Origin of the sequence: Spiroplasma endosymbiont of Asaphidion curtum (assembly GCF_964031085.1) — a bacterium.
Taxonomy (GTDB): domain Bacteria; phylum Bacillota_I; class Bacilli_A; order Mycoplasmatales; family Nriv7; genus Nriv7.
Genome location: NZ_OZ035001.1, coordinates 826160 through 845883, shown reverse-complemented (window position 1 = coordinate 845883; position 19724 = coordinate 826160). Strand labels below are relative to the sequence as shown.

Here is a 19724-nt window from a genome sequence, read left to right as displayed (position 1 = left end):
TTCTGAAAAAATTGAAATTTTAAAAAAACAAGTTAAAGAATTGGAGAGTAAATAATGCCATTACGGTTTACTAAAAAATGATTTAATGACAAAGATGATAATGTATTAGTTAAAAAACGCGAAATGGAAAAATCAATTTTGCGAATGTATGGTTTTGCCCCTTTTGGTCATGAAGATTATTATAAATCGTATGTGTCCGACACTATGGCTAATGCATTAACTCCTAAGAAATTGGAAATTAATATTAGTCAACAAGATTTATCGCCAAAAATAATAGCATGACTTTATAAAAATGATTTTCAAAGTAAAAACTGGATTAATGAGAAACGAGCTAGCGATATTGGTGTTTCGGCATTTCTAATTTTTTTAAATCAAGGAATTATGAACTTTCAACCCATACGAGTAGCAGAACAAGAATATGATATTTTGGGGAATTTAATTCAATGTACAATTTTTTACGACGACTATAAGAAAAATAATCTTAATTTACGCATGTACGAAACTTACCAATTAGAAAACAGCAAAGTAAAAATTACGCGTGAAATTTATGAACTAAGCACTAAAAAAATTGTTGACAATAATGGCACTTCAAAATTGGAGAAAACAATAATAAAAGTTAATGATTTTGAAAAACAACGCAATAATGAAAAATTAAATATTAACCAAGTTTTAGAAATTAATTACATACCAATTGCAATTTTTTCTAATTTACCAAGTGAGCGTGCTGACATCGCTGGTGTTGAAGATAAATTGAAAGCTTTAGATATTTTTTATGAACAAAGCATTCTAGATGCGATTTTAAACGCCACAAGATTTCTTATTAATACAAATTCACTTGTTGGTAATGTTCAAAAAAATGTAAATAAGATTATTGATGATTTTATTAAAAATCATGTTTTAGTCATGAATTATGATCAAGCACAAAATCCAATACCCTTTTCTACTATTAATGGTCAATTTAGAGGAAAAGAATTAACTTATTTATATGATTGAAATGTGACCGAGATTAATAAACGGATTGGAATGCATGTACCTGCAATTCATAAAGGGGCTCAACAAACTCGTCAAGAAAGTTCTGCGGTTAATATTCAAACTAACAATATGCTCGAACAAAAATTATTATTACGAGAAGAAGCCCATGCAAACTTTATTTACTTACTACTTAAATTTGACCGCGACTTGAATGGTAACAGTTTTATTTCAAAAGAACTTGAAAAAATGACAATCAAAGTCAATTTGAATGTAACAACCACAATTGGTAAAGAAATTAATAATATTGATATGAAAGGACAAGAAAATGGCGGATTGGAAGACTAAACCAAGTCAAGAAAATGAAACAAAATATCGTGATTATGCAATTGATAATACTCCACTGGACTTTGCAAATTACACTGAACAATCAGACCCCGACTTGCATACAATTTATAAAGAAACAAGAAAACGCGAATTATATATTTACCCTTTAAATAACCTGATTAAAAACACAAATAAACCTAATTTATACTTTTCTCCCAATGTTGTTAAAATTGGCTTTATTGACCCGTTAGAAGTTAAAAAAACGATTGCTTATGAAGTTAGTGACTTTAATTTAGAATTAGATGCTCGCAATGCTACTAATATTCAAGATAATAGTGTTGAATATACTATGGTCGATGCCAAGACTATAATTTTTCAAGATGAAAGTTTATACGGCAAATTTAATATTCATGTTGTTTCTATTGGTGAACCGGCAAACGAAAATAATTTGGATGAATTGTATATTATAAATTTTTACACCGAACGCTATGCCCCAAAATCAATTAAGGTAACCAAGGAAACAGTTTTAGTACGGGTGCAAGATTTTAAAGTTCGTGGTTCTAATCCCATTATTGTTCGTATTCAAAAACAATTGCCCGAAGATACAAAGGTTAAAGCAATTACTATTAAATTTCCACGGCAAGCTTTATTTGGAAATATTAAATTAATTGGGAAAGTAAACGGCGTGGAGGGTTATCCGCGATTATTTATAGAAAATGACAAGGTTATGTTACCAATGCTATCAATGCCGATTGAAACTGAACCAAAAGTTAGAATTTTGCAACAATGAATGTCTAGCCAAGTTTTAGCATGAGAAAAAGCAAAATTGTTTTTTAATGAGAAAAGTGCTTTAGATTTAATAAAAATCGATGGTGGTGGTACCGAAACACGAAAAAAAGTTTATACAGACGCGAGAGTTTCACAATTAATAATTAAAAAAGCAAAGACAAGATCAGGATGACAAAACCCGCCGGAGCCACCAGAATGACCAACAGGTGATGATATTGAAGTTAATGATAGTTCATATACTGCTGTTGCTGATTGAGTTGATAGAACTGATTGATTTAATAGAATGTGAGTTACTACAACAAATAATTATGGTGTTGTGCAACTAGAATTTAAGTATTTGCCAAAAATTGATAGTTTACAAAGAATTTTGTTAGATATGTTAAATTATACATATAATTATAGAACCAATTTTAAATATGCGGAATATTATACTGAAAAAGATGATAAACCGTATGTCGGGGAACCTAAAAACGCTGTTGCAAAATTAAGAGTAGAAAAATTTGTCGGGCAAAAACCCGAAGTAGTTATTACTAATATATTTGAAGATTGAAAGTTTGAAAATCCTAAATTAGTAAATCATCCTTCTGTTAAAATATTTAAGCAAATAGTCATGATGTTGTCCGAATATATTTTTTCAGATTTATCAATAAATACAGGTTTAAATGATGATTATAAAGTTTTATTACCCTATTATTTTGAATTAATTTCAGAACCAATTTTAGAAGATGGGGAATATAAATTTAAGGATGTTGAAGTAAAGTTAAAATCAGAATATTTTAATTTTGGAGTTGGTAATATAAAATTGAAAAATAAAGATATTTCACAAAATAAATTATTAAAGTTAAATGATAATCAGTTTAATTGACTGCCACTTGTTAATAATTTACAAGCTAATGATATTCCAAGTTTATTACCAAAAGATATTAAGTTATCTGATGGTAACTATGGTAAAAATTTTGTTAATTGTATAGTTGAAGAGCAAAAATTGAATAAAATTATGAGTGTATATGGTAATGGTTTAGAAGAATTATTAAGTAATTTTGAATGAGTAAAAGAAATAAATAAATTTAATGCTACTAATAAATGTCGGTTTATTTTAGAAAATGAAGTGGAAAAATTTAAGTGTTTAGAAATTAGTGCTATTTTTGGAAATGGACAATATGATTTTGAAATAGAAACAACTTATGAATTAATAAATATTCAACAAGTTAATTTGTTTAACGAAAAATCTAGTTCGTATTCATTAATAGAAATTTAAAGATAATGAAAAAGTTAAAAGAAGTTAATCTGTTTAGATTAACTTCTTTTAACTTCCTGGTCTAATTTTTCCATCTCCTGAATTTACTGTAGATCAATTATTTATTCTGTATAGTGCAATGCTTCCTAAAGTTATTGATATTACTATTCCTGTGATCACAAATAACCCCCACCATATTTTTGTTTTTTTTTGTTTCTGCATTTAATTAACTCCTCCAAAAATAAATTTAATTAATTGTGACTAAAAAGAGACCTTTTTTGGGTCTCTTGTTTTGTTTTTGAAATTTAATGTCGGCTGGTCGGGTTGCTTCCACAAACGAAGCGTCAATATACTAGGATTTTATTAAGCTTACAAAAAATCTCGGCACCGCTTTTCAACCTGTTAGGGGTCCGCGTTTAGCAGGACCTGGGGGACCCTGACTTTATTGAAAGAACTTCCGTAATTTTTTTAATTTAATAAACAACTAGATTATACACGCAGATTTTGTGAAAGTCAACCCTCCCAAAAATAAATATTGTAAATATGGTATTGATATTTCAATAAAACCTTCATTTTGCTGGGTTTTTAGTAAAACCGTGTTTTTACAAATCCCATATTTAATAAGGGTTTTTTACCCTGTCAATACTTATCTTTAAAATTAGAAAATTTTTTTAATTTAATTTTAAGATAGTTTATAATTAAATTCCAAGGCAATGAGACTGTAGATTAATTTTTGGAGAAAGGTTGTTGATTATTTGGTAAATTTTATTAATTAGTAAAAATTAACGAAAGGGATTTAATTAATATGAAAAAATTACTAGGAATGTTAGGGACAATAACAATATTGGGAAGTGCGATGTCAACAGTTATTGCCGCCAGCCCTTATCCTTATTTTAAAAAACTGAATAAAGAATATACAGTTACAAAGATTGCGGGAATAGAAAAAGCAATTAGTTCTATGGCGATTGATAGTCAAAATAATGTATATTACGGTGCTTCAAACGGACTTGTTTATAAATTAAAAAATAATGAAGTAATAGTATCAACAATTAATGGCATAGAAAATAATTCTCGTATTGAATCAATAATAATAGATACTAATGATAATGTATATTTCGCTACATCTACAGGTGGATATAAATTAAATAATAATGAAACAATCATAACAAAAATTGCAGGAATAGAAGATTATGTTTGATTAGCATTAATTGATAATAGCAATAATGTATATTTTGTTTCTAATAACGATGGAATTTACAAATTAATTAACAATAAAGCAGAAAAAATACCTAAAATAATAGGTAAAATTTTAACTTTTATTGTTGATAAAAATAACAATAAGTTTTATTGAATATTAAATAAAGGTATTTTTTTATTAAAGAATGGTGAAAATAATTCAATAAAAATATGTGGGATAAAAGGGGGCTACGGATTTTTAACTTTTGTTGATAATGACAATAATATATATATTGGAGCTAAGAAAAAAGATGGATATTCTCTTTATGTTATAAAAAATAATGAAAATTGAGGAACAAAAATTAAAAATATAAATACGCAAGTCCGCTCAATTGCAACTGATAATAACAATAATATATATATTGGAACAGATAATAAAGGAGCTTTTTCATTATCTACAATTGAATTAACAAAAGAAAAACCAAGGGCTAAACAAATTAATGAACTGAAAACTAATACAGGAATTAATGCCATTGCAGTAGACAGTCAAAATAATGTTTATTTTGGTGGTGGATATGATTTTGGATTTTATATAATTGAAAATAATAAAAAAATAAAAATAAATGAAATAAATAACCCTGTATTTTTTATTATTAGTAATCAAAATAAAATATATGTGTCTACAATATATGAAGGATATATAATTGAATAATGTAAAAAAATATTGTCAATTTTAGAAGTAAAATTTGAGGACAGAATAAATTTAAGTTAATTACTTAGAGTAGGGACACAGTTAATTGTACAGTCCCAATGATTTCTGTTTTTTGAAAGAAAGGTGTAAAAGGCCTTTCTTTCATTTTGTATGCGTTTTTATTACTTTAATTAGTAGTAGTGAATTCCGGAGCATTATCAGCGCGAAGGCGTTTAATGGTTATGCCAAGTTTACTAAAATCTTTATTTAATTTTATAGATAAGTATTGATATTTCAATAAAACCTTGATTTTGCTGGGTTTTTAGTAAAATCGTGTTTTTACAAATCCCTATATTTAATAAGGGTTTTTACCCTGTCAATACTTATCTTTAAAATTAGAAAAATCTTTCATTGTTCTTTGCATGGCGTTAATCGCGTTATTGGTTCCTAAACTATCATAAACATAGCCAAATACTATGCGTGTTATTTCGTCAATGAAATCATAAATATAATACTTTTTATCAACCGGAAAATTTAATGTGGTAATTATTTTGTCATCCATTTGTAAAAGACCAATCCCGGAAACTTCATAACACTTGAAGTGGCGAAGTAAAGAAATTATGAAGACGCAGACGCAGACCCTGATGAACTATTTGAAATAACACATTATGATCAATGTTGAAAGGAAACATTTCAAAAAAGTGAAAAAAATATTAACGACGATAAAATGGATGTTAGAAACTATATTAGACTTCTTGCATAACCTATTAAAATAATAAAAATTTTAAATTTAACCACTTTAAAATAAACATTTTTCTAAAATCTAAAATAATTTTGATAACAATTAACTAGGTTATGCAAGAAGTCTAATATATTTTATAGGAATTTTAAAATAATTAGGTTGTGCAAGAAGTCTATTGATTTTTATAAAAAAGAATATAAGGTTGCAATAGAACATTTTTCTGAGTTGTATTTGTAGATTTATATTTATAAAGATTAAAATAATTAAATATGTTTAAGTTAGGTTTAATTTTTATTTTGTTTTCCACGAATAAATTGTCTTACAGCGTATAACGCGTAAAAGTCTGCATCATAAGGATCGAGATACATTTTTGGGTCAGGAATATTAGTGCGTTTTTCATCATATCGTAATTCCTCATAGCATTTGGCAGTAAAAGGATTATTATGTAAATTTATATGACAATTACCAAATCCAAACAAATTACGCATTCAAATAACGCGGTCTGTTAAACCGGCTTCTTTGGTTAATGGTGTTGCGTGTTTAATGGCTGTGTTGGCACGAATGTTAAAACTATAATCTTCGATTAATTTTGTTTTAATTCATTCCATAGCGGTTTTTGCTTTATCATCGTAATTAAAAATAACATCAGCAAAATTATAAAAATTTGCTCTTAAAGTCATTATTTCTTCTACAAGATGACTAATTTTTTCATTTTCAGAAAAATTATCTTCGGGGGTTACAACAATTTCACATATTAAATATGGATCGTAAAGTTCAGTTTTTTTATATTCTTGAAATCCCCAAAATTTTAGCACGGTATGATCTATTGGTCCTGTTGCTCAATCAATCCCGATACTATAAAAATCAAATTTATACATATCAATAGTGGCAACATAAAAATCTTTTAAATCGTATTTTTGTGTATATTTTAAATGTTTTTGAAACGGAAAGATAGTACTATCACTGTCTGAGTACTCAAAACCATATTTTACAATAGCATATTCATCGGGGTTATCTTTTTTAAGTTGGTTTACTTTTTTTCTTGAAATTTCTGGCAATTTATTTCAAGTAGAGTCTAATGTTAGTCTTAAAACAAAAATTCCTAAACCTTCAAATTCTTTTTCATTTTCGTATCAAACTTTACCAGTTTCTTTTAATAAATTCATTATCTTGTCGTTTAATGGTAAAAATGGCGTACAGTATTTTTCATAAAATGGGTGATATTTATCATAGGGGTTGCAAGTGAACGCGACAAAAAAACTTTTTCATAAGTAACGAGTTTCTTGTTGTCCTGTCATTTTATCAACAAAGGTTCAAGAAAGTTCTTTTATGGGTTTGTCAGAAACTTTAATCCGATTGCTACGAAACATTGACATTTGTAAACGCTCATATCTATAAATTAGTTGTTTATCAGTCAAAGTTTCTTTTTCTTCTGCCATAATTATTTCGTCAGTTCGTGAACACAAAAAACTAGAACCTTTTACAGCTGTTCCAAAAATTCTATTACCGTTGGCATAACCAATAAAAGTTATTCGTTGGTTGGAAGGAAAAATTATTTCTCCGCCTTCTTTATTCAATTTTCAAACTATCCCAGTCATCTTAGAGTGTTCAGGTCCAATTTGAATGCCATACTTTTCTTCTAAATATTGACATAAATTATGTAAATCAGCAATTGTTGTTTCAGGATGTGTATTTTCATAGCGTCGTACTTCTTGAGCGGATGTATCTGTAAAGTTACAACAAATTCATAAATCCCAAGCTAAACAGTTTCAAGTTTTAAAGGTCATTCTAGCGGTAGGTACAAATCGATAAAAACACCTAGTTGTAAAATATTCTGCTCAATCGTCGCCAACTAGCTCCTTAAAGATTTCTCAAGTAAAACCAAAGTTATTGTCGCTAAAATTTAAGCCATATTTTTTATTTAATTGTGAGTAATTAATTATTTTTTTCATTATACTAATTATTATCTATGGATATTAACTGTTTTATGTGTTTGATATAGAAAAAAATAAAAAAGGAAATAGAAAATGAAGTATATTGTGCCTAAAAATGATTTAGCAGATTTAAAAGCTAAATTACAATCTTGAATGACTACGATTTATCATGAGAAATATTATCATAAAGCAAAAAAATGAGTAAGTAAATATCTCAATTTGTGTACCAACTTATATATGAATAATACAGATAAAATATCTGTAAATAAATTGATTAAAAAATATTTTCGTGGTAGTAAAATGACATTTTATATTTGAGCTAAAAAAATTATTAATGGTTATTATCAAGGCAACTTTTATGAATTACAATTTAAATCAACAACACCAAAAAATATTAAATATCAATTTTCATTAGAAACCAGAAAACAAATTTGTGATTATTACTTTGATTACAAATTTGTAGGTGCGGGCGGTGTATTATCACTTTATCATAATATTCATCAAAAAAATGTATATGATATCGATACAAATAATGTCCCCAAATCAATTAATACTTTTTATCGTTGAATTAAACAAGACAAACGCTATGGAGAAATAAAAACGCAAATGAAAAAAGCAAAACGGCATTTTAAGCGTTATGAAGTTTCAGATATTGGACTACTGCAAATGGATGCTAAAGTGTTTACTGATAAAAATTTTCCTATTGCTAAGTATAGATTATATGTTTATGATTTCATTGACGAAAAAACAAGAATTGCTTTTGGATATGCGTATGATAGTTTAGGAACCAATAATGCCATTAATGCCATGCAAAGAGCAATGAAAGATTTTAGTGAACTTGGCATAACAATTAAACGCATTCGCACTGATAATGCTCCGGAATTTACTACTACTAATTGAAGTAATAAAAAAACATACAAAGTAAAAGAAAGGCCTTTTACAACCTTTCTTTCAAAAAATGGAATTATCCATGAAACTACACCAATACGTTCTCCTCAAAGCAACGGAAAGATTGAACGGTTTCACCGTAATTATACTAGTTTATTTTGGTTCAAAAAATGTGATTTTGAAATAAAATTTGATGTTAAACAATTACAAATTCATTTGAATGAGTGGTACGCATTTTATAATTTCAAGCGAAAACATAAAAGCTTGAATTACAAAACTCCATTTGAAACTTTAAATAAATTTATTATTGCAAAATAATTATTTAAAAAACAATAGAAACTTGTGAAAAAATTTTTAATTTAGTTAATTTTTAATTAAATATTTTTTATTGTGAATAAAATTAATTTTTTTAATTTTAATAATACAAAATATGGTATTATGAAATCAATTAAGAGAAGCATGGTCTAATAACTGTGTGTGATTTACAAAATATAGTTGTTAGTCTATTGATAATTGTGGTGATTTTGTATTATAATGTTAAAGTAATTTGTAATGCGGGTTTGGCGGAATTGGCAGACGCACCAGACTTAGGATCTGGCGTTTTACGACATGGGGGTTCAAGTCCCTTAACCCGCACCATTTACTATAAAATGTGCACTTAATAGTGCATTATTTTTTTAATTAATTAGTATTATTTATTAAATAGATATTTAAAAAATGAAAAAGGTGGGTTTAATGAAAATAAAAATTATTTTTATTGATATTGATGGGACTTTGTTTAATGATAATCATTGTCTAACTGAATTTAATAAGGAAATGTGTATTGCAGCGCAAAAGCAAGGTATTATTGTTGTTATTAATACGGGAAGAATTACTAGTAATGCTATTAGCATTGCTAAACAGATTAATGCTCATAAATTTAAAAGTTTTGTTGTTGCTAATAATGGTGTTCATATTTATTCATTTAAAGATAAAAAATTAATTTTTAATGGAAATATTAATAATGATTTTGCTAAAACGGTTTATCGTTGAGTTGATAATAAAGGTTTTAAATGTCAATTGTATACTGAAGATGGTTCTTTTGTTAATCACATTGGAGAAAATTCTAGTTATTGAGCTGATGTTATGCAAACAAAATATACAGTATTGAATAATGTTGATGATTTAATTGGTGATATTGCTCGGATTCTTATTATTGCTAAAACTATTACTAGTCAAGTTGCTTCTCAGGAATTAATTAATGAATTTAATGAAAAATTTTCGCATTTAGATATTAAAGAGTATCGGCCAGGAATATATGAAATAACATTGCCAAAAATGAGTAAAGGTTATGGTGTTACATATATTTGTGATTTATTAGGAATTAGTTCTAGCGATGCAATGGCTTTTGGTGATTCATATAATGATCAATGATTAATGCAAGCAGTGGGTCATCCAGTGGCAATGGATAATTCAGTTGAGATTATTAAGGAATTATCTAATTATATTTGTCAAAGTAATAATGAAAATGGTGTTGGTAATATGATTAATAAACACATTTTGAAGTAAAGATATTATTATTTTAATTATGTTAGAATAATAAGGAATGAAAGGAGATTTTAAAATGGTTATTAAAACAGATCTAAGTAAGTTTGATGAAGTTGTTAAAACTGGTAAAGTTATTATTGATTTTTATGCTGATTGATGTGGACCTTGTAAAATGTTAGCACCAATTTTTGAACAATTATCTAATGAAATGAAAGAAGTTTCTTTTGTTAAAGTTAATGTTGATGAATCACAAGAATTAGCACAAAGATTTAATATCAGTTCAATTCCGACATTATTAATTTTTGACGATGGTCAATTGAAAAGAACTCTAAATGGTTATAAGTCCAAAGAAGAATTAAAAACGGTTTTAAGTTAAAATTAGTAATTTTTTTCTTGCCAAATTTAATTTTTTATATTATTCTTAAACTATAATTTCATAAGAAGGGAAGTTTAAAAATGAAAAAACCATCAATTAAAGACAAAGTAGCTGATTTTATTGTCGAAGAATATAAAAAATATGGGATTACAAAAAGTAAAGCTAATGACATTTTTGACAGTATTATTAATATTTTAACCGAAGAAATTCAAAGTGCTGAGAGAACACCTATTTCAGGTTTTGGGATTTTTAAAACTAAAGAAAGAAAAGCTCGTGAAGGAAGAAATCCGCAAACAGGAGAAAAAATCGCTATTCCTGCAAGAACTGTTGTCAGTTTTAGCCCTTCAACAACTTTAAAAGAAAAAGTTAATACAAATAGTTAATAATTAATAGTTAATAATTAAAAATATTTGAAAAATTACAGTAATTACTGTAATTTTTTTATTTAACTTTATCATTTAGCAAATAATAAAAAATTAAAATATTTTACTATTTTTATTGTAATTGTGCTAGAAAATAGTAATATTAGTTTATTAAGAATGTGCTTAGTTATTTATTTAATAGGATAAGCAATCATACAAATTAATATTAATGTCATTAATAATCATTAAATAAATGATAAGTAATCCTTATTTTTACTATAGTTTATAAAAGGAGGAATAAATTAGTTAAAAAATTATGTACTTTAACATTAATCATATCACCAGTTTTACCTATTATTTGTTGTTCTAGTAGTAGTGAATCGTTAGATGAGCAAAATGATTATACATATAGTTTAGAAGAAATTAGAAATCATTTAGAAGCAGGGGTCGCGTTTAGTTTTCTTAGGTATTGCTTTGAAGAAGTAAAACAATCAGCTAATTATATTATTTAATTACTAAACTAACCCTGCCTTTCTTGTTATTGTCATTTTTATTCATTACCATTTTATCATATTATTGAATTTTTACACAATAAAAATTATTAATTATTACTTAAATTTTAACTAAATATATATTAATTTTATATTTTTACTTACTTAAATCTATTATATTTATTTGTTACAATATTACCTTTATAATTAATTCAACTATCATCATTTTTATTATTATATTTATTTCATACTGAACATTTATATATTTCTTTTCTGATTTCTATTTCTGAATTAATATTTTCATTAATAGACTTGGTACATAACTATAACATTTTGCACCTACCAAACTATAAAATTCACTTTCATCTTTATATTTATCTAACATTTGTGCTTCATCTAGAAAATAATATTATCAAAATAGTAGATAAAATTAAAGGTTATGTACCAAGTCTAATAAATGATTATTTTTTCTTTTTTAAAAAATACCTAAGAAAACTAAACGCGACCACTATGTCTTTCTAATTTTCTATTTAAATCGTGTCCCATTTTATCATTTAACTCCTTCAAACATTCACTATCATCACCTATTTTATCAATTAAACAATTATTTGCTTCAATTTTATTACTTAAACTACCTAAAATCCCTTTTAAGTTACAATTATTATAATTATCTTTAGCCATTATTTCTTCTAATAACTTAATAATGCAACGCTTACTATCAAAATTATCTTCCCGAGATTTACAAATTAATTCAATAGACTTGGTACAATAACTATAACATTTTGCACCTATCAAACTATAAAATTCATTTTCATCTTTATATTTATCTAATATTTGTGCTTCATCTAGAAAATAATTTTATCAAAATAGTAGATAAAATTATTAAGAAAGTAGGAAGATAAAAATGGGGAAAAACTCATATTCAAATGAATTTAAAAAACAAATTGTCATGCTTTATCAAAACGGAAAAAGCATTGTTGAAATTATTAATGAATACGGGATATCAAAATCAGCCGTATATCAGTGAATTGAAAATTTTAATAATTCTGGGTCATTTAAAGTGAAAGATAATCGCACTGTCGAAGAAAATGAATTAATTTACTTGCGAAAAGAAAACCAACAATTACGAATGGAAAATGACATTTTAAAGCAAGCAGCACTGATAATCGGCAAAAAATAGGAATTATTAACAATAATAAAGAAAAATATTCCGTGCTAAAAATGTGTCAAATATTAAAAATAGCAAAATCAGCATATTATTATCAAACTAATAATTGTGTTAAGTATGATGTTAATAATTATGAAGAAGAAGTTATCAGTGCATTTAATAAAAGTCGTAAAAATTTATGGTGCTCGTAAAATTAAAGTTGTTTTAATGAGATAAGATAATATCTTATCTCGAAAAAAATCCGACAAATTATGATTAAAAATCAATTAGTATCTAAATACACCAAATTAAAATATCGTAATCATAAAACAGTTGTAATTTGAATAAATAAATCTCAGAAAGTTTGTTTAATTTGTTCTCAATTAAATTCTTTTAAATTTACCGTCATTTTTTATCTCCCAAAAATCATTTTTATTGGTAAATACATAATTGAAATTAATGCGAAAAGAAAAGTAATGATAATAATTAATCCGGCAATAAACGCAACTTGTGCAGGCATTTTTTCTATCGGAATAAACAGTTCTAAGAATTCCATGATAATTTTTCAAAACATTATTTTTTATCCGCGTTATTTTCTTTTGAATTAGGAACTTTAACTCATTCCTCAAAGCGAGCAATAAATACTTTTTCGTTTTTCGTGAAATTACCAGTATTATTTTTAATGGCATTTTTATATTAGACTTCTTGCATTACTTATTTATTAAACAAAATTCCTATAAAATATATTTAAAATAGAAATTATAAGGAATTTAAGATTATGAAATTTGATAAATTTAATTTTATTAATGATAAAGAATTATTACGATTAACTGAAATAAAGCAAAGTACTTTTAATAAAATGTTAAATATTTTAAAAGAAGCTGAGTTAAAAAAGTTTAAAAGAGGTGGTAAAAATAATAAATTATCATTAGAAAATAGATTATTGATGACTTTATCATATTGACGAGAATATCGTACTTATTTTCATCTTGGTAAAAGTTTTGATATTAGTGAAGCTAGTTGTTATCGAAATATCAAGTGAATTGAAGATATTTTAATCAAACATCCTGATTTTCAACAACTTGCTGGTAAAAAAGCATTAATAAATGATTATTTTAATGATAAAACAATTATTATTGATGCTACAGAAACACCCATTCAACGCCCAAAAAAAGACAAAAACAATCTTATTCAGGAAAAAAGAAAAAACACACTATTAAAACACAAGTAATTATTGAAAAAGAAAGCAAAATAATTATTGCAACAAATTTTTCTCTCGGTAAAAAGCATGATTTTTGTTTGCTGAATTATACTTGTAAGTGCAAGTAAATAAAATTGCAAAAAATCTCATATAAAAATTTCATGATGCTAAGTTTATTTTAGAAAAAACAAAGCAAGGAGTTTTTATATGGGTTACAAACATCTTGGCATATATGAAAGAATTTATATTGAGAATCAATTGAAGTTTAAAGTAAAAATTAGTGAAATAGCTAAAAATCTTAATCGAAGTATTAGTACTATTATTCGAGAAGTCAATAGAAATAAAGATAGTAATCATTATTTTTCATTAATTGCACAAAATAAAGCAGAAAACAGAAAACAATCACATGTTTATTTTCATAAGTTTAAAAATAGAGAATTAGTAAAATATGTACAACAAAAATTACTATTAGGTTGATCGCCTGAACAAATTTATGGCAGAATTAAAAATTTTCATAAAGAATGAATTATTAGTTTTAAAACAATTTACAATTGAATTTATTCTGGATTACTTGAAAAAGTTACTAATAAAAATTTCATGATGCTAAGTTTATTTTAGAAAAAACAAAGCAAGGAGTTTTTATATGGGTTACAAACATCTTGGCATATATGAAAGAATTTATATTGAGAATCAATTGAAGTTTAAAGTAAAAATTAGTGAAATAGCTAAAAATCTTAATCGAAGTATTAGTACTATTATTCGAGAAGTCAATAGAAATAAAGATAGTAATCATTATTTTTCATTAATTGCACAAAATAAAGCAGAAAACAGAAAACAATCACATGTTTATTTTCATAAGTTTAAAAATAGAGAATTAGTAAAATATGTACAACAAAAATTACTATTAGGTTGATCGCCTGAACAAATTTATGGCAGAATTAAAAATTTTCATAAAGAATGAATTATTAGTTTTAAAACAATTTACAATTGAATTTATTCTGGATTACTTGAAAAAGTTACTAATAAAAATTTAAGAAGAAAAGGTAAGAAACGAAAATCTCAAGAAAATCGCGGTAAATTTAATGGTAAATCAATTAAAGAACGAAATATTAATGTTAATAATCGTATAACTGTTGGTCATTGAGAAGGTGATACTGTAGTATCATCACGAGGTAAAAGTAAATCATGTTTAATAACTTTAGTTGAAAGAACATCAAGATTTACTTTAGCAATGTTAGTTGAAAATAGAACTACTAAAGTTGTTAACAAAAACATTAGCCATTATTTATCAATTCTTCCAAATAATCTTGTTAAGACTATAACATTTGATAGGGGTAAAGAATTTTCTAATTGACAACAACTTGAAAAAAATTTAAATGTGAAAATTTATTTTGCTAATGCGTATTCGCCTTGACAAAGAGGTACTAATGAAAATACTAATGGTTTAATTAGAGAAAAATTTCCTAAAAAATTTAATTTTTCAAATACTACTAAAAATGCAGTTCATAAATTTATATTGTCTTTAAACCAAAGACCAAGAAAAATACTAAATTATCTTTCACCAATCGAATATTTGGTTAGAAAAATAATTTAGTTGCACTTAACTTTACAATTTGGCATGAATAATCTTATAACTGTTGGTCATTGAGAAGGTGATACTGTAGTATCATCACGAGGTAAAAGTAAATCATGTTTAATAACTTTAGTTGAAAGAACATCAAGATTTACTTTAGCAATGTTAGTTGAAAATAGAACTACTAAAGTTGTTAACGAAAACATTAGCCATTATTTATCAATTCTTCCAAATAATCTTGTTAAGACTATAACATTTGATAGGGGTAAAGAATTTTCTAATTGACAACAACTTGAAAAAAATTTAAATGTGAAAATTTATTTTGCTAATGCGTATTCGCCTTGACAAAGAGGTACTAATGAAAATACTAATGGTTTAATTAGAGAAAAATTTCCTAAAAAATTTAATTTTTCAAATACTACTAAAAATGCAGTTCATAAATTTATATTGTCTTTAAACCAAAGACCAAGAAAAATACTAAATTATCTTTCACCAATCGAATATTTGGTTAGAAAAATAATTTAGTTGCACTTAACTTTACAATTTGGCGTTTATTTAAAGAATCAAAAATCCCAATTTTAAAAAATACTAAATTAATAGTTGATGATGGTTATCAAGGAATACAAAAAATTCATAGTAATGTTCTAATACCTAAGAAAAAAACAAAGAAAAACCCTTTAAATAAAGAACAAAAACATAATAATAAATTAATTTCAAAAATGAGAATTATTATTGAAAATATTTTTGCTATTCTTAAAAAATTTAAAATTATTACTGAAAAATATCGTAATCGTAGAAAACGATTTAGTTTAAGATTTAATTTAATTGCTTCAATTTATAATTTGCAATTATAGATAACATAAAATATTTATTTAAAATTAAATTTAAATAATAAAATAATTTTTTGTTGTGTCAAAATTTACACATTTAATAAAATCCATAAGTATTAACCTAATAAAAGTTAGAAATTACTATATAGTATTTTTTATTTACAAATAATTTGTAATTATTTTAATAAGTAATGCAAGAAGTCTATTTAATTCTAATTTTTATTTTGGCATAAATTTTATAAGCAAAATATGCCAATAGCATGATGCTGATAATAATAAATATTAATCCAATCGCAATATTCATCTTTAAACTCCTTTAAAATAGTTATAATTTATATCTTTTTTGTTGTTTTCTTTTTTGGCAATGAAGAAGCCTAATAATTCTTGTCCCTTAATTAATTTGGTTTCTTTTTTTTGATTAATTGAAATTATTTGATATTTACTATCTTTTATTATTCCGATGCAAATCGAATTTTCATACTTTCCTTTATAAACAAATCGCTTTGGAAACCAAATGCCGATTTGTTCATTAAATCATGGAATTTTTGGTGCTTTAATAAGCATTGTATTTTGTGTTTCTTTTAAAAGATATTTCTTAGTATTTAAGAAAATGTTTTCAATGTTTTTCATAATAAATTACCTTTCTTATAGATAAACTAAGTTATATTAACTTAGTTTTTTAAACACTTATATATCGCAGATTTAAGTGTTTAACAAGCTTTGTTAATAAATTTTGTTTTTTTATTAGATAAAGATTTTAATAATTTTAAACTAAATTTCTTAACTTATTACAAAATAAAATCATTAAAAATAACAATACCAATAAATTATTATAAAAATAAAAAAATCCAACTTTATTGTAAAGTTAGACTATTTATATCACTTAATGGTGACCCGTACGGGATTTGAACCCGTGAATGCACGCGTGAAAGGCGTGTGTGTTAACCGCTTCACCAACGGGCCCTAAAATGAAATGGCGCCTAGTGTAGGGTTTGAACCTACGACCTACCGGTTAACAGCCGGTTGCTCTACCAACTGAGCTAACTAGGCAATTGTTTAATTCAATCATTTTAAATTATATCTACTTTTAATTTTTTTTGCAACTAAAAATGCCCTAGTTTAATAATTTTGTATTATTAAATTGCAAGATTTTTTAGTTGCAATAATTCTAACTTTAAGATACAACACAAGAATAAATTTAAATGCGATTATTCCTTATTTAATAAGATTTTAAACTTAATTCACAAATTACTATGCAATAATAAATTTAAAATAATACCAACAATTGAAGATAATGGCATATAAACTACCTTCAATGTTCAAAACAGCTTGACCAATCGCTAAAATTAGCATAATGCCAATAATGAATACATTTCTCATATCATTTAAATTTACTTGATGATCAAATAATACTTTAATGCCATTAGTAGCAATTAATCCAAAAAGAATAATTCCCACTCCTCCCATAACAGGTTTAGGAACCATACTTATTACTTGCGTAACTGGAGCTAAAAACGAAACCCCAATTGCTATTATTGCTGACACCGAAGTAGCTAAACCATCACCTAACAATGTCCGGTGTATCCTGGATTTTTTAAATAATTATTTCCTGTAATTTGACCAATATTTACATGATCACCAATATGCTCAGCGATAGTAATAAATATTAATGGTAATAAACTAAAAATAGCAGTAACTAATATTTTATTATCAATGTTTCAAATTCCTTTAAAAACACTTTTATTTCAAGGGTGTCAACTTCAATTATTAACATTTGTAAGTAAAGATATGTTAATAATTTGATAACTACTACTAAAATGAAATATTAATGCAACTAAATATCCAACAATCATTCCCAATAAAATCGGAATTACCTTAAAAATATCTTTACACAAAATATTAAAACTAATAATTGCTAATAAAGTAATTCCCACAATTAAAATTGCTATTCAGTAAGGATAAACCTCTTTCACACTTGCTCAATTTGTAGGATTTAAGCCTGAATTATTAATGACAATTCCTGCAACCAATAAACCAATTATAATAATCATTGGTCCAATTACTCTGGTGGTAAGATTTTATTAATTCACTTATTACCCACAAAATATATAATTAAAGCAACTAACATATATCCTAAACCAACAAAAAATAATGCTAAAAAAACAGAACCATTGTTAGCACTATCCGTTATTTTTAATAATGTTCCCATAGTTGTCATATATGTAAAAGAAGAACCTAAATATATTGGAACTTTTGCCTTAGTAACTAATATATAAATTAATGTTCCTAACCCTGAAGCAAATAATGCCATTGAAGTAGTAATTATCATTTGACCAGAAATATTATTAATAACTAATGGCGCTAAAATATTAGCACCAAACATTGCAAAAACATGCTGACAAGAAAATAAAAACCATTGATAATAATTTTGTGGTTTTTGTGATGTTGTTAAAAGTAAATTTTGAGCCATATCTGATTCCTTTCTATAGACTTGGATTACGATTTAACTTAATTTCAGGAATATATAATTTTGAATTAAGCTAGTTATAGTTATGTACCAAGTCTTATGTATTAGTTAAAAAACGCGAAATGGAAAAATCAATTTTGCGAATGTATGGTTTTGCCCCTTTTGGTCATGAAGATTATTATAAATCGTATGTGGCCGACACTATGGCTAATGCATTAACTCCTAAGAAATTGGAAATTAATATTAGTCAACAAGATTTATCACCAAAAATAATAGCATGACTTTATAAAAATGATTTTCAAAGTAAAAACTGGATTAATGAGAAACGAGCTAGCGATATTGGTGTTTCGGCATTTCTAATTTTTTTAAATCAAGGAATTATGAACTTTCAACCCATACGAGTAGCAGAGCGAGAATATGATGTGTTGGGAAATTTAATTCAATGTACAATTTTTTACGACGACTATAAGAAAAATAATCTTAATTTACGCATGTACGAAACTTACCAATTAGAAAACAGCAAAGTAAAAATTATACGTGAAATTTATGAACTAAGCACCAAAAAACTGTTGACAATAATGGCACTTCCAAATTGGAACAAACAATAATAAAAGTTAATGAATTTGAAAAACAACGCAATAATGAAAAATTAATTTATTAACCAAGTATTAGAAATTAACTATATACCGGGCATATAACAAAGAGGTAGGGAAATAAGAAAAAGACGATAATTATCGTCTTTTTTGTTCTTTTGTAAAAAAAATATGCACTTCGTATAAATATTGGAGATTGGTTTATATTATGTGTGTAAGGTAACCATTTTAGACCAGTAAGAATACTCCTTCCTCTTAACAATAATTTTTAAAAGGAGGTAGGTATTTTAATTAATAAAATTAAACCAACTTTATTTCCCTACCTCTTTGTTATACGCCCCTATATACCAATTGCAATTTTTTCTAATTTACCAAGTGAGCGTGCTGACATCGCTGGTGTTGAA

The 19724-nt window shown here is 25.7% G+C and carries 22 protein-coding genes, 3 tRNA genes and 1 pseudogene; 16 read left to right on the top strand and 10 right to left on the bottom strand.

What is annotated here, in order from left to right; genetic code table 4:
* Window positions 1–54: 54 nt before the first annotated feature.
* The 3 genes from AAHJ00_RS04975 (at window position 55) to AAHJ00_RS04965 (ending at window position 5210) form a co-directional block, all read left to right on the top strand.
* Window positions 55–1317: a hypothetical protein gene (locus AAHJ00_RS04975; RefSeq protein ID WP_342223635.1), complete on the top strand. Its 1263-nt coding sequence runs from the start codon at window positions 55–57 to the stop codon at window positions 1315–1317.
* Window positions 1298–3343 (top strand): hypothetical protein, encoded by a 2046-nt coding sequence (locus AAHJ00_RS04970; protein WP_342223634.1) that lies wholly within the window; start codon window positions 1298–1300, stop codon window positions 3341–3343. Before AAHJ00_RS04975 ends, AAHJ00_RS04970 begins: the two co-directional genes overlap by 20 nt.
* 784 nt (window positions 3344–4127) lie before the next feature.
* Window positions 4128–5210 (top strand): two-component regulator propeller domain-containing protein, encoded by a 1083-nt coding sequence (locus AAHJ00_RS04965; RefSeq protein WP_342223633.1) that lies wholly within the window; start codon window positions 4128–4130, stop codon window positions 5208–5210.
* Between the two features lie 334 nt (window positions 5211–5544).
* Here the strand turns inward: AAHJ00_RS04965 and AAHJ00_RS04960 are convergent, their stop codons facing one another.
* Both AAHJ00_RS04960 and AAHJ00_RS04955 read right to left on the bottom strand, forming a co-directional pair.
* Window positions 5545–5751 (bottom strand): hypothetical protein, encoded by a 207-nt coding sequence (locus AAHJ00_RS04960; protein ID WP_342223632.1) that lies wholly within the window; start codon window positions 5749–5751, stop codon window positions 5545–5547.
* Window positions 5752–6215: 464 nt separating this feature from the next.
* Complete coding sequence (locus tag AAHJ00_RS04955) at window positions 6216–7883, bottom strand: hypothetical protein (protein WP_342223631.1); 1668 nt, start codon at window positions 7881–7883, stop codon at window positions 6216–6218.
* A 75-nt stretch (window positions 7884–7958) separates the two neighbouring features.
* On the opposite strand from AAHJ00_RS04955, the gene AAHJ00_RS04950 reads away from it, so the two are divergent.
* From AAHJ00_RS04950 to AAHJ00_RS04930, 5 genes are all read left to right on the top strand, one after another.
* Window positions 7959–9071: an integrase core domain-containing protein gene (locus AAHJ00_RS04950; RefSeq protein ID WP_342223630.1), complete on the top strand. Its 1113-nt coding sequence runs from the start codon at window positions 7959–7961 to the stop codon at window positions 9069–9071.
* A gap of 236 nt (window positions 9072–9307) precedes the next feature.
* Window positions 9308–9392, top strand: a tRNA-Leu gene (locus AAHJ00_RS04945).
* Between the two features lie 96 nt (window positions 9393–9488).
* Window positions 9489–10301 (top strand): Cof-type HAD-IIB family hydrolase, encoded by an 813-nt coding sequence (locus AAHJ00_RS04940; RefSeq protein ID WP_342223629.1) that lies wholly within the window; start codon window positions 9489–9491, stop codon window positions 10299–10301.
* 55 nt (window positions 10302–10356) lie between these two features.
* Window positions 10357–10656 (top strand): thioredoxin, encoded by a 300-nt coding sequence (gene trxA, locus AAHJ00_RS04935; protein WP_342223628.1) that lies wholly within the window; start codon window positions 10357–10359, stop codon window positions 10654–10656.
* An 80-nt stretch (window positions 10657–10736) separates the two neighbouring features.
* A complete protein-coding gene (locus tag AAHJ00_RS04930) occupies window positions 10737–11039 on the top strand; it encodes an HU family DNA-binding protein (RefSeq protein WP_215825698.1) in 303 nt (100 codons plus the stop codon).
* A 965-nt stretch (window positions 11040–12004) separates the two neighbouring features.
* Here the strand turns inward: AAHJ00_RS04930 and AAHJ00_RS04925 are convergent.
* Complete coding sequence (locus AAHJ00_RS04925) at window positions 12005–12190, bottom strand: hypothetical protein (protein ID WP_342223627.1); 186 nt, start codon at window positions 12188–12190, stop codon at window positions 12005–12007.
* Between the two features lie 223 nt (window positions 12191–12413).
* On the opposite strand from AAHJ00_RS04925, the gene AAHJ00_RS04920 reads away from it, so the two are divergent.
* Complete coding sequence (locus AAHJ00_RS04920) at window positions 12414–12689, top strand: helix-turn-helix domain-containing protein (RefSeq protein ID WP_342223626.1); 276 nt, start codon at window positions 12414–12416, stop codon at window positions 12687–12689.
* A gap of 181 nt (window positions 12690–12870) precedes the next feature.
* On the opposite strand, the gene AAHJ00_RS04915 is transcribed toward AAHJ00_RS04920, so the two are convergent.
* Window positions 12871–13065, bottom strand: coding sequence for a hypothetical protein (locus tag AAHJ00_RS04915; RefSeq protein WP_342223625.1), 195 nt, complete (start codon window positions 13063–13065; stop codon window positions 12871–12873).
* 369 nt (window positions 13066–13434) lie between these two features.
* Here AAHJ00_RS04915 and AAHJ00_RS04910 point away from each other — a divergent pair, with 369 nt between their 5' ends.
* The 6 genes and pseudogenes from AAHJ00_RS04910 to AAHJ00_RS04890 all read left to right on the top strand — a co-directional run.
* The gene (locus AAHJ00_RS04910) at window positions 13435–13887 is read left to right on the top strand and encodes a transposase family protein (protein ID WP_342223624.1); all 453 of its coding nucleotides are present in this window, start codon (window positions 13435–13437) and stop codon (window positions 13885–13887) included.
* Window positions 13872–13985 (top strand): hypothetical protein, encoded by a 114-nt coding sequence (locus AAHJ00_RS07950; protein ID WP_425288890.1) that lies wholly within the window; start codon window positions 13872–13874, stop codon window positions 13983–13985. Before AAHJ00_RS04910 ends, AAHJ00_RS07950 begins: the two co-directional genes overlap by 16 nt.
* A 79-nt stretch (window positions 13986–14064) precedes the next feature.
* Window positions 14065–14475: a helix-turn-helix domain-containing protein gene (locus AAHJ00_RS04905; protein WP_342223623.1), complete on the top strand. Its 411-nt coding sequence runs from the start codon at window positions 14065–14067 to the stop codon at window positions 14473–14475.
* A 25-nt stretch (window positions 14476–14500) separates the two neighbouring features.
* Complete coding sequence (locus AAHJ00_RS04900) at window positions 14501–15451, top strand: IS30 family transposase (protein WP_342223557.1); 951 nt, start codon at window positions 14501–14503, stop codon at window positions 15449–15451.
* Between the two features lie 24 nt (window positions 15452–15475).
* Window positions 15476–15955: an IS30 family transposase gene (locus tag AAHJ00_RS04895; protein ID WP_342223622.1), complete on the top strand. Its 480-nt coding sequence runs from the start codon at window positions 15476–15478 to the stop codon at window positions 15953–15955.
* Window positions 15956–15975: 20 nt separating this feature from the next.
* A pseudogene (locus AAHJ00_RS04890) lies at window positions 15976–16284 on the top strand (transposase family protein); the annotation flags it as partial.
* Window positions 16285–16566: 282 nt separating this feature from the next.
* Here the strand turns inward: AAHJ00_RS04890 and AAHJ00_RS04885 are convergent.
* From AAHJ00_RS04885 to AAHJ00_RS04860, 6 genes are all read right to left on the bottom strand, one after another.
* On the bottom strand, window positions 16567–16890 hold the full coding sequence (locus AAHJ00_RS04885) for a hypothetical protein (RefSeq protein WP_342223621.1): 324 nt from the start codon (window positions 16888–16890) through the stop codon (window positions 16567–16569).
* A 257-nt stretch (window positions 16891–17147) separates the two neighbouring features.
* Window positions 17148–17223, bottom strand: a tRNA-Glu gene (locus AAHJ00_RS04880).
* Window positions 17224–17234: 11 nt separating this feature from the next.
* Window positions 17235–17310 (bottom strand) — tRNA-Asn (locus AAHJ00_RS04875).
* 201 nt (window positions 17311–17511) lie between these two features.
* Window positions 17512–17832 (bottom strand): solute carrier family 23 protein, encoded by a 321-nt coding sequence (locus tag AAHJ00_RS04870; protein WP_342223620.1) that lies wholly within the window; start codon window positions 17830–17832, stop codon window positions 17512–17514.
* Window positions 17826–18311: a solute carrier family 23 protein gene (locus AAHJ00_RS04865; RefSeq protein WP_342223619.1), complete on the bottom strand. Its 486-nt coding sequence runs from the start codon at window positions 18309–18311 to the stop codon at window positions 17826–17828. The genes AAHJ00_RS04870 and AAHJ00_RS04865 overlap by 7 nt, the downstream gene beginning before the upstream one ends.
* An 8-nt stretch (window positions 18312–18319) precedes the next feature.
* Window positions 18320–18730, bottom strand: a complete 411-nt coding sequence (locus AAHJ00_RS04860; RefSeq protein WP_342223618.1) for a solute carrier family 23 protein — start codon at window positions 18728–18730, stop codon at window positions 18320–18322.
* Between the two features lie 119 nt (window positions 18731–18849).
* On the opposite strand from AAHJ00_RS04860, the gene AAHJ00_RS04855 reads away from it, so the two are divergent.
* Window positions 18850–19335 (top strand): hypothetical protein, encoded by a 486-nt coding sequence (locus AAHJ00_RS04855; RefSeq protein ID WP_342223617.1) that lies wholly within the window; start codon window positions 18850–18852, stop codon window positions 19333–19335.
* The last annotated feature ends 389 nt before the right edge of the window (window positions 19336–19724 follow it).